Annotated in this window: 9 protein-coding genes; 5 read left to right on the forward strand and 4 right to left on the reverse strand. The window is 62.7% G+C overall.

Going from position 1 to position 10,555, the window contains the following annotated elements:
* Positions 1-12: 12 nt before the first annotated feature.
* A complete protein-coding gene (serA, locus tag IE125_RS04245) occupies positions 13-1,263 on the forward strand; it encodes a phosphoglycerate dehydrogenase (protein WP_189443365.1) in 1,251 nt (416 codons plus the stop codon).
* A 106-nt stretch (positions 1,264-1,369) separates the two neighbouring features.
* On the opposite strand, the gene IE125_RS04250 is transcribed toward serA, so the two are convergent.
* A complete protein-coding gene (locus IE125_RS04250; protein ID WP_189443367.1) occupies positions 1,370-1,552 on the reverse strand; it encodes a hypothetical protein in 183 nt (60 codons plus the stop codon).
* A 24-nt stretch (positions 1,553-1,576) separates the two neighbouring features.
* Positions 1,577-3,679: a TonB-dependent receptor family protein gene (locus tag IE125_RS04255; RefSeq protein WP_189443369.1), complete on the reverse strand. Its 2,103-nt coding sequence runs from the start codon at positions 3,677-3,679 to the stop codon at positions 1,577-1,579.
* 365 nt (positions 3,680-4,044) lie between these two features.
* On the opposite strand from IE125_RS04255, the gene IE125_RS04260 reads away from it, so the two are divergent.
* Complete coding sequence (locus IE125_RS04260; protein WP_189443371.1) at positions 4,045-4,842, forward strand: SDR family NAD(P)-dependent oxidoreductase; 798 nt, start codon at positions 4,045-4,047, stop codon at positions 4,840-4,842.
* Positions 4,843-4,926: 84 nt separating this feature from the next.
* Here IE125_RS04260 and IE125_RS04265 read toward each other — a convergent pair whose 3' ends face one another.
* Positions 4,927-5,718 (reverse strand): DUF481 domain-containing protein, encoded by a 792-nt coding sequence (locus tag IE125_RS04265; RefSeq protein WP_189443373.1) that lies wholly within the window; start codon positions 5,716-5,718, stop codon positions 4,927-4,929.
* Positions 5,719-6,103: 385 nt separating this feature from the next.
* Positions 6,104-7,339, reverse strand: a complete 1,236-nt coding sequence (locus IE125_RS04270) for an amino acid deaminase (protein ID WP_189443375.1) — start codon at positions 7,337-7,339, stop codon at positions 6,104-6,106.
* A 193-nt stretch (positions 7,340-7,532) separates the two neighbouring features.
* Between IE125_RS04270 and IE125_RS04275 the strand changes: the two genes are divergently transcribed.
* The 3 genes from IE125_RS04275 to IE125_RS04285 are packed head-to-tail and all read left to right on the forward strand — an operon-like array spanning position 7,533 to position 10,331.
* A complete protein-coding gene (locus tag IE125_RS04275; protein ID WP_189443377.1) occupies positions 7,533-8,396 on the forward strand; it encodes a MurR/RpiR family transcriptional regulator in 864 nt (287 codons plus the stop codon).
* A gap of 2 nt (positions 8,397-8,398) precedes the next feature.
* A complete protein-coding gene (locus tag IE125_RS04280) occupies positions 8,399-9,889 on the forward strand; it encodes an N-acyl-D-amino-acid deacylase family protein (RefSeq protein WP_189443378.1) in 1,491 nt (496 codons plus the stop codon).
* Between the two features lie 49 nt (positions 9,890-9,938).
* Positions 9,939-10,331 (forward strand): RidA family protein, encoded by a 393-nt coding sequence (locus IE125_RS04285; protein ID WP_189443380.1) that lies wholly within the window; start codon positions 9,939-9,941, stop codon positions 10,329-10,331.
* Positions 10,332-10,555 lie beyond the last annotated feature (224 nt).

Genomic DNA, 10,555 nt, shown 5'->3' on the forward strand with positions numbered 1-10,555 from the left:
GTTGACCCCTCAATGGCCAAGACGTCTCTCGACAAGAGCAAGATCAAGTTCCTGCTGCTTGAAGGCATTCACCAGTCCGCCGTGGATACCCTGCTCAACGCGGGCTATACCAATATCGAGACGCTTTCCACGTCGCTGACGGAAGAGGATCTGATCGAAAAGATCCGCGACGTGCACTTCATCGGCATTCGCTCGCGCACGCAGCTGACCGAAAAAGTCTTTGCCGCGGCCGAAAAGCTCACCGCCGTGGGCTGTTTCTGCATCGGTACCAATCAGGTCGATCTGAATGCCGCACTCAAGCGTGCGATTCCGGTCTTCAATGCACCGTACTCCAACACCCGCTCCGTCGCCGAACTGGTGCTGGCCGAAGCGATCATGCTGCTGCGCGGTATCCCCGAGAAGAACGCCCGCGCTCATCAAGGTGGCTGGCTGAAATCGGCGAAGAACTCTCATGAAGCGCGCGGCAAGACGCTGGGTATCGTCGGCTACGGCAGCATAGGTGCCCAGCTCTCGGTACTGGCCGAGGGGCTCGGCCTCGACGTCATCTATTACGATGTCGTCACCAAGCTCGCAATGGGCAACGCCCGCCAGGTCGGCAGTCTCGAGGAGTTGCTCGCGCGCGCCGACGTGGTCAGTCTGCACGTGCCGGATCTGCCGGCCACCCGCTGGATGATCGGTGCCGAGCAGATTGCGCTGATGAAGCAAAACGGCATTCTGATCAATGCCTCCCGCGGTTCCGTGGTCGAGATCGAGCCGCTGGCCGACGCCCTCAAGAGTGGCAAGCTGCTCGGCGCGGCCGTCGACGTCTTCCCGGTCGAGCCCAAGGGTGCCAACGAAGAGTTCGAATCGCCGCTGCGCGGTCTCGAGAACGTGATCCTGACGCCGCACATCGGCGGGTCTACGCTGGAAGCGCAGGAGAACATCGGCATCGAAGTCGCCGAGAAGCTGGTGACCTACTCCGACAACGGCACTACCATTACCTCGGTCAACTTTCCCGAGGTGGCACTGCCGTCGCATCCGGACAAGCACCGCCTGCTGCACATCCACGAAAACGTGCCGGGCGTGCTCTCCGAGATCAACCGGGTGCTGTCCGAAGATGACATCAACATCGCCGGTCAGTTCCTGCAGACTAACGACAAGGTCGGCTACGTCGTGATCGACGTCGACAAGGCCTACGGCAAGCAGGCGCTGGAGGCGCTCAAGCAGGTCGATCACACCCTGCGTATTCGAGTGCTCTACTCCGAGAGCGACTATCAGCGCTAACGGAATCAGCCCGCTTCGGCCGATATGAAAACCGCCCGGTGACTGGATCATCGGGCGGTTTTTTCTTGCCTGACGGGTCACGCCAGGCCTCCCCTATCGGCCCGACTCAGGGCAATTCGCCGGAGCCGTTCTGGCCCCGCGAGGCGTCGGCCGGATTGGCCGTCGGCCCGTCCTGCGGCACGCCAGGCTCCACCTCCCGCTGACCGTTGCCCCACGAATTGAAGGTGCAGCCGGAGAGCGCCGAAAGCAGCAGAGCACCGATGAGGGCGGCCAAGATTCGCTGTCGCATGATAGTGATCCCTTGCAGTCGTTTTTAGAAATCCACGCCGATACCAGCGTAGACCGTTCGCCCCGGCGCCGTGTCGAAGTAACGCGCGTTGGTCGCATTGATGATGACGTTCGCGTAATGCTCTCGGTCGAACAGGTTGCGAACTCCGGCGTAGGCTCTCAATACGGTATCACCGCCCAGGCGCCAGCCGTCGCCACCGCGCAGGCCAACCAGCCAGACATCACCGACATCGACATCGTTGGCATCATCGGCGACCATCGAACCGACGTACTGCGTCTGCAGCGTGACAAAGCGCTCGCCGGCGCCTTGCCACGTCAGGCGGTTGACCCAGGTATTCTCGGGCAGCCCTGGAATCCGGTTGCCACCATAGCTCGCGCTCTCGGTCCGATAATCGTCAAACTTGTAGCTTGCCAGCGTCAGCGCACTATCGAGGCGCCAGGCCGGCGCAAACTGCCAGCCCAGCTGCGTCTCCAGGCCCTGCTGCGTGCTCTCGCCAGCATTGCGGTAGTAGGTCTTGCCCGCATCGTTTTCGTAGGCGACGAGCGAATCCCTGACTCGCGTCGAGAACAGCGCCACGTCGTAATCGAGGCCGTTATCGAACGTGCCGCGCAGTCCGAGCTCGCGGTTCCAAGCCTGCTGCGGATCGATCGACGGATTGAAGCCCCCGCCATCGGGATTGGCGAACTCCGAGAATGTCGGCGTCTCATAGGCCGTTCCCGTGGTGAGGTAGACCTGATGCCGAGGTAGATAGCGGAAGCTCAGCCCCGCGCTGCCGCTCCACTGCTCTAGCGTGCGATCGCCGCTGTCGTCGCCATCTTCGAGGTGACGATCGTCGATATCGAAATCGACCGTGTCGTAGCGGGTGCCCAGCGACAGCGTCCAGCGACGGGTCAGATCGAGATCGCCCTGTGCAAAGACGCCGACAGACGTCGCCTGCTGGGTCTCGTCCTGAGAACGTCTGACGTGCTCACCATCGATGAGCACATCGTCACTGTGGCGGTCGTCATCCTGGCGCGCGACATCGAGACCGACCGCGTATCGCAGCGGCAGGCTGCCCAGCATCAACGCCTGGTGGTACTCGGCACTGGCACCGTAGTAATCACGATCGTAGGCAATGTAGTTCTCGACACTAGTGATATCGGCCGAGCCCCCCGCATAGGCGAGCTGCTGCTCATAGCCGCGATGGAGATAGAACCCCTTAAGATAAAACTCGCCCGGGCCTGCCGAGAGATCCTGATACTGAAGCCCAACCACCTGCTGATCGACCTCCTGACCGGAATCGATATCCTCGGGTGAATAGTCGTAGTAGCCACGCGTGTTCATCGTGTCGGTGCGACTATCATGCACGGATTCGCGCGTCTTGCCGCCCGGGTCCTCGGCATAGGGGCTGTCGAGCAGATTGACGATCGCGGTGATCTTGCGGTCATCGCCGAGATCCCGGCTCAATTTGCCATTGAAAAGATATTTCTCCGCCGCGCTGTGATCGCGATAGCCGTCAGTGCCGAGCGCCGAGAAACTCAGGTGATGCGACCAGGGTCCCTCGACGCCGCCGTTGCTGACAGACGCCTTGCGATAACCGTCGCTACCGACCCCGAGCCTGAGATGACTACCGGGATCGTCCTCACCATCGGAGGTGGTCACGCTGATGACACCACCGGCGGCATTGCCGTACTGAACGGCGGCCGGCCCGCGGATGACTTCGATGCGCTCGGCGCTATCGAGATCGATGGCATCCGTTTGCGCCTGTCCGTCCGGCAGCGTGTAGGGAATACCATCGACCATCAGAGTGATGCCACGAACGCCCCACGGCGTCCGTGCGCCGAAGCCACGGATCGATATCCGCTCGCCCTGGGCGAAATTGTAGCGATTTTGCAGATAGAGGCCCGGGACGATATCGAGCGACTCATCCAGCGTCACGCGCTGCTGGCCCTGCTGGATCGCGTCGCGATCGACCACCGAGACCGCCGCTGGCGTGGCGTAGATCTCCCGCGCCAGCCGTGGCGCACTCACCGTGATGACTGGCCGCGACTGCACCGATGTGTCCGTGGCAGACGACTGCGCTTGTGCCGCGCTCGCGGCCATCCCCGCACCGAGACTCAGCGCGATGGGCAAGATAGAGGTTTTCATGGCGTTCCCTGCGATCCTTGAATGCCGCTCGAAAGGCGGCTTTTCGGTTCCTGTGGGCCTCACGGCTCTGCCGCGTGCCTGCACATTCTATCAGGCGCGTCACTATGCCCCACCCTTCGACGACTCTCAAAAAACCGCCGGGAGCGGTTTTTGACGCCGTAGGCGGCCCACAGGGTGGCCGCCAAGGATGGCGGGCCACAAAAAACCGCCGGGCAGTTTTGATCGGCGCCCCAACTCATGAAGGTACATACTCGAGCGAAGCGCGAGCCCAAATCGCATTGGCGAGAAGTGTGAGCGTTGACCATGCTGGGGGAGCAGCACTCCTACCATCGTAGCAATCCATCACCAAGCACGGAGGCTTGACCATGGATCTCGCCATCAATGGCAAGACAGCGCTCATCACGGGCGCACAGGGCGGCATTGGCCTGGCAACGGCGAAGCAGTTGGCCGCCGAGGGTGTCAACCTGGTCCTCAGCGATCTTGATGCCGAGGCTCTCGACAAAGCCGCCGCAACACTATCGGTGAAACCGCTCTGCATCACCGCGGACGTCACCGACCAGAGCGACGTCGACGCGCTGGTCGAACAGGGCACCGAGCGCTTCGGCGCTATCGATATCGTCATTCACACGGCGGGCGTGACCGGCGCCAAGGGCGACCCGCTCGAGCTCTCCGACGAGGACTACGAGCACGCCTGGAAGATCGACTTCTTCTCCGCCGTGCGCATGGCGCGAGCGACCATTCCGGCGATGCGCCAGCGTGGCTGGGGACGCTTCATCTGTATCACGTCGGAAAACACGGTGCAGCCCTACTGGGAAGAAGCGGTCTACAACACCGCCAAGGCCGCTCTCGGCGCCTTCATCAAGAATCTCTCCTACAAGGAAGCCGCCCATGGCGTGCTCTGCAACACGGTCGCGCCCGCCTTCATTGAGTCGCCGATGACCGACGGCATGATGGAGAATCGCGCCAAGGACCTGAACTGCTCGTTCGATGAGGCGGTGGAGAGCTTCCTCGCCGAGGAGCGCCCCGGCATCGTCGCCAAACGGCGCGGCCAAGTGGATGAGGTCGCTTTCGCCATCGCCATGCTGGCGTCCGAACGTGCCTCTTTCATCAACGGTAGCAACGTGCGCGTCGATGGGGGTTCGGTGCTAGCCGTCCAGAACTGAGCCACGCGGCTCGATACCGGTACGACGAACAACGGGGCCAATGGGCCCCGTTGTTCGTTGTCCTCGACCGTCTCGCGTCGATGATTACATGCTGTAGACCAGCGACACCCCAGTCGTGGTATCGGTCTGACTGGATGCGCTCGGCGGCGGATTATCGTTGAACTCCACCTCGTAGGAGACCTTCAGCGCCAGCGAATCGTTCATCGCGACCGTCAGCGCCGTCTGCGAGCGACCGATGATGTTCTCATCGGAGGCTTCCGTCGCCAACGACTGGGAGAACTTGGAATTTTCCGAGAACTGCCAGTCGTAATCCAGACCGGCGTAGAGCAGGCCGACGTTGTCACTACCGCCCTCTTCGAACTCATCGTGACGCACACCCGGACCGACCTCGACCGCCAGCGAGTGCGGCGGACCAACGAGTAGCTGGCGACCGTAACCGCCGACCAGCGTGGACTGGGAATCGTAGCCCGAGAAGCGATCCTTGTCCCATCGCGCCAGACCGAACAGATAGTTGTACTGGGACAGGTTATAGCGCGTCTTGCCCTGCACCATGTACTCCTCGGCGGAGGTCTCCTCGTCGTCGCTGGCGCTCTTGGCGCTCAGCTGAAGATTGTAGGACCAGGGCGCATTGAACCAGGTCATGTCCGCGCCGGCGCGCAGGCTCTCACTATTGCTGTTGCCACTGATCTTGTTGTAGCCGAGCTCGGCCTGGCCCTTGAACGGCTCATCGGCCGTGGCGGGATTGGCCATCGCATCGAAATCGTCGATCTGCGCCTGCGCGCTGCCCGCCAGCCCCAGGCTAACGACCCCGGCGGTGAAAAGAGAGTAGTGACGCAGACGTCTTCCTTGATACGGCATTCGTCCTTGATGACTCACACTGTCGGCCTCTTGTGGCAATGAACATGGCTGAACGTCGAATTGACGCCAGCGTCGTTCATTAAACTTAACCCAGGACAAGGACTCAACCGTGTCGGCGGCGCATTCACAATTCCCCCACGATTGACTGACCGGCCGGCAACACGGCTGTCGATCTGCCATAAAAAAGGCGAGCCAGTCGGCTCGCCACAACAACTTCCGTCAATGATTCAGTCGATCTCACCCCGACGGAAGAGCGCTCGGTTGATGACTTGATACTCGCCGCGAGAGGGCCCACGGCGAAGCTTCAAGCCTCGATGGTTAGCCAAGGTAAGCGAGCGCCCGGCCGTCGTCAATATTTATGGAAACGTTTTCCAGTTTTCGAATGATCGATACCCGAGCGACATCAAAATGACGTCTCGATGATCGCCCGAACCGCAAGATCGTCATCGACCAGCAGCAGGTTGCGCCACTTGTCGAAGGTCAGGCAGGGATGCGAAGTGCCGAGAGCGATCACATCGCCGACCGCGACGTCGGCATCGCCGGGAATCTCGATGAAGAGATGCTGATCCATGATGTGGAAGCTGCGCCAGCCACTGAGCAAGGTTGCCGTGGAAGCATCGCCATCGACGGGGTAGCGCCGCAGCGGAATCGGCAGATCGGGCTCGTGGCCGATATCGCGCTTGCCCAGCGCGACGATGGCAAGACCCGGCTCCGGCAGCGACTGAACATGCGCGAAGACTTCCAGCGCCGGCTGGAGTTCTCCCTCGAGCCCCGGCTGGCGTGCCTTGATATCCTCCATGGCACCGGCATAGAGCTTGTGGTCGTGAACCACATAGCAGCCGGGGCGCAGCACTGGCGTGTAATACTCACGCAGCTCGGCGTTATCAAAAGCCTCGGCGATCAGATCGAACCATTTGGAGCCAGAGGCGGTGACGATCGGCGCCTGGCGCTGAAGAACGCCGCTGGCGCGTAGCATCTTGACGGTATCGACCAGCCGCTCGCCGTAGGCGCGCACCGCGGCGATCTCGTCGTCGCCGCCAATCAGCCCCTCGTAACCCTCGATGCCGACCAGCGCCAGCGCGGGCTGCTCCCCGATCGCCGTCGCCAGTGTTTCCACCTGCACCGCGTTGCGACAGCCACAGCGGCCGCCCTCGATGCCGAGCTCGATCAGCACGTTCAGCGTCAGGTTCCTGTCGGCGAAGAACTCACCCAGCGCGCGGACGTTGGCGACGCTGTCGACCACGCAGTAATACTCCAGCCCCGCGGCGATGGCATCCGCCACCAGTACCATGTTCGCTCGGCCGACGAGCTGGTTGACCATCAGCACCCGCTCGATGCCGTGAGCGTGTGCCGCCGCCGTCTGCACCGCGGTTGCCAGCGTGATGCCCCACGCGCCCGCGTCGATCTGCCGTTTGAACATCTTGGTTGCCATGGTGGTCTTGCCGTGCGGCGCGAGCTTGGCGCCGTGCGCCTCGGCGAAGCGCTGCATCCAGGCGATGTTGTGCATGAGCGGTGCTTCGAAGATCGCCGCAGCGGGCAGCGGTACATCGGCAAGCAGGTTGGCCGGGCTTGCCAGAGGCGCCCCCTTCTCCAGTGGCCGCGGTCTGGCCCGGCCAACGACTTCCACGGTATCGGTCATTCGTCTCTCCTCGAAAAACAGCGTTGTCATGAGCCAGGCATCGATACGACACCGCGCTTGCCCGTCGATCCGGCTTCGGCATCAAACCCTCTGTCAGATCCTCTGCCAGACCTTTGAGTTATTTACTAACACATAAAATAGAAATATGTTAGTTACTAACAAAGCCACCCCGTTCATGGAAAGCGAGCCCGCCTTGAGTCAGGAAATCGACATTCTCTCGTTGATCACCGCCCGCCTGCCCAGTCTGCGCGACGCGGAAAAAAAGGTCGCCGGTCTGATCTTCGACGATATCGACTTCGTCGCCGAGGCGAGCATCGGTGAGATCGCCAAGCGCGCGGAAGTGAGCGATGCCACGGTGACGCGCTTCGCCCGCGCCGTCGAGTGTCGCAACGTGCGCGATCTCAAGACCCGCCTGACCCGGGCGCTCGCCGCCGGTCGTCGTTTCATCCAGGAGGCCAGCGAAGACGACGGCCTGGGCGTGATCTACGACACCGCCGCCCAGACGCTGGCGCTGAATCGCACCTTGATGGAACAGGCGGATATCGAGGGCGCCGTGGAGATGCTCGATAGCGCCCGCCAGATTCTGGTATTCGGCGCCGGCGGCGGATCGACGGTGATGGCACAGGAGATGCAGTTCCGCCTGGTGAGGCTCGGCTACGCCATCAGCGCCTACCCGCAGTCACTGTTGCCGCGCATGGTCGCCTCCACGCTGGAGCCGAACGATGTCGTCGTCGCCCTTTCGGTAAGTGGCTATACCCCGGAAATCAACGAGGCGGCCGAGCTGGCACGTGAATATGGCGCTCGTGTACTGGCGATCACCGCCGTCGGTTCGCCGTTGGCCAGGATCGCCGATATCTCCCTGCCCCTGGCGGCTCGGGAGACCGACTACATCTATTTTCCGTCGTCGTCGCGCTACGCCATGATGGCCGCCGTCGATATGCTCGCGCTGGGCCTCGCGTTGCGTCACCGAATGCGGACCCGCGACAAGCTGCGCCGACTCAAGATCACGCTCGACGCCCACCGCGGCGGCGACAACCGACAGCCGCTGGGAGATTGAGCGTGAGTCACGATCTTCTGATTCGCCGCGCTAGCGTGATCGACGGCAGCGGGCGCGAGCCCTTCATCGCCGACGTGGCGATCGACGGTGACCGCATCGTCGCCGTCGGCGATCTGGGTCACCCCGACGCCCGCGAGACGATCGACGCCTGCGGGTTGATGCTGACACCCGGCTTCATCGACGTGCATACCCACGACGACACCAACGTCATCCGTACCCCGGAGATGCTGCCAAAGCTCTCCCAGGGCGTGACCACGGTGGTAGTCGGCAACTGCGGCATCAGCGCGAGCCCGGTGAGACTCCAGGGTGACGACGTGCCGGACCCGATGAATCTGCTTGGCCGCGCTGAGGATTTTCGCTATCCGACCTTCGCCGCCTACGCCGAGGCGATCGAGCAGGCGCAACCCAGCGTCAACGTCGCCGCGCTGATCGGCCACACCAGCCTGCGCAGTCAGGTCATGGATCGTTTCGACCGCCCAGCCAGCGAAGGCGAGATCATGGCCATGCGCGAGGCGCTGGAAACGGCATTGGCCGAGGGCGCGGTCGGCATGAGTTCCGGGCTCGCCTATCGCAACGCCTATCACGCGCCGACGGCCGAAATGAACGCCCTGGTCGAAGCGGTCGGCCGCGCCGGCGGCGTCTACACGACCCACCTGCGCGACGAATTCGCCGGGCTGCCCGAAGCGATGGACGAAGCCTTCGCCACCGCCCGCCACGCCCAGGCGCCACTGGTGATTTCGCATCTGAAATGTGCCGGGGCCGGCAACTGGGGCAATGCGCCCAAGGCACTAGCGAAGCTCGATGCCGCCGCGCTGACCCACCACGTCAATTGCGACTGCTATCCGTACACCGCGGGATCATCGACGCTGGATCTGGGCCAGGTCACCGACGAGATCGATATCTTCATCACCTGGTCGGAGCCGTATCCGGAGATGGCGCGCCAGCCACTGAAAACGATCGCCGAAAGCTGGGAACTGTCGCTGATTGAGGCCGCTCGGCGCTTGCAGCCGGCAGGCGCCGTCTACCACAACATGAGCGAGGCGGACATGCGGCTGGTGCTGTCGCACCCGCTGTCGATGGTCGGCTCGGATGGCCTTCCCAACGATCCGCATCCGCATCCGCGACTGTGGGGCGCGTTTCCCCGCGTGCTGGCGCACTACAGCCGCGATCTGAAACTGCTGCCGCTGACCGAAGCCGTGCGCAAGATGACCGGGCTTTCCGCCGCCAACTTCGGCCTCACCGACCGCGGCGAGATCCGCGTCGGTGCCTTCGCCGATCTGGTGCTGTTCGATCTCGAAGCCCTCGAGGATACCGCGACCTATAGCGCCCCGATCGCCAGGGCCAGCGGCATCGAGCGGGTCATCGTCAACGGTGTGATCAGCTACCGCCAGGGCGAGGCCAGCGGGCCCGGCGAACCCACAAGGACACGTGCCGGCAGATTGCTGCGTCGCGACGTGAAGCTCTCGCCCGCGCCAATCGCCCGTCTTCCATGACTTACCGACTTACCCCGAACCCAACCGTGATTTCACAGGAGAACATGGCATGAGCATCAAACGTTATGGCGTCGAGGGTGGCGTCGGCACCGGCGGCCAGAAGCTACCGTTCGCCCGCGCCACCGAAGCGGCCGGCTGGCTGTTCGTCTCGGGCCAGACGCCGATGACCGATGGCGAAGTCGTCGAAGGCAGCATCATCGAGCAGTCCCGACTCGCTTTCGCCAACTGCCTGGCCATCGCCGAAGAAGCTGGCTACGGCGTCGAGGACGTGGTTCACGTCACCGCCGTGCTCACCGACGCGCGCTACTTCAGCTCATTCAACAAGGTGTTCAAGGAAGTGTTCGGCGATCACCCGCCGGCGCGGATCTGCAGCGTTCAGGACCTCGTCGTCGACTGCAAGGTGGAGGTCGATATCAAGTGCTATCGCGCCGACCGCGCCTAGCCTCGAAGCTGGCTGCGCTCGGCCATGCGTCGTTAAAAACCGACTCAATATGCTCATTTACACCCACGTAAACTGCGCTATCTCGTCGATTTTTGCCTCGCCTGACCATCGCTCGCCTAGCTTCGATATAGCGCTGGAATAATGCCCGCACGAGAGACAAAAGCGGAGAAGTTAGAAAGGTGGCCGCGCCCCGGCAAGGGCGCGGCCGCAGTGAAAAACCCCAC

The organism is Salinicola rhizosphaerae, assembly GCF_014652715.1.
Lineage (GTDB): Bacteria > Pseudomonadota > Gammaproteobacteria > Pseudomonadales > Halomonadaceae > Salinicola > Salinicola rhizosphaerae.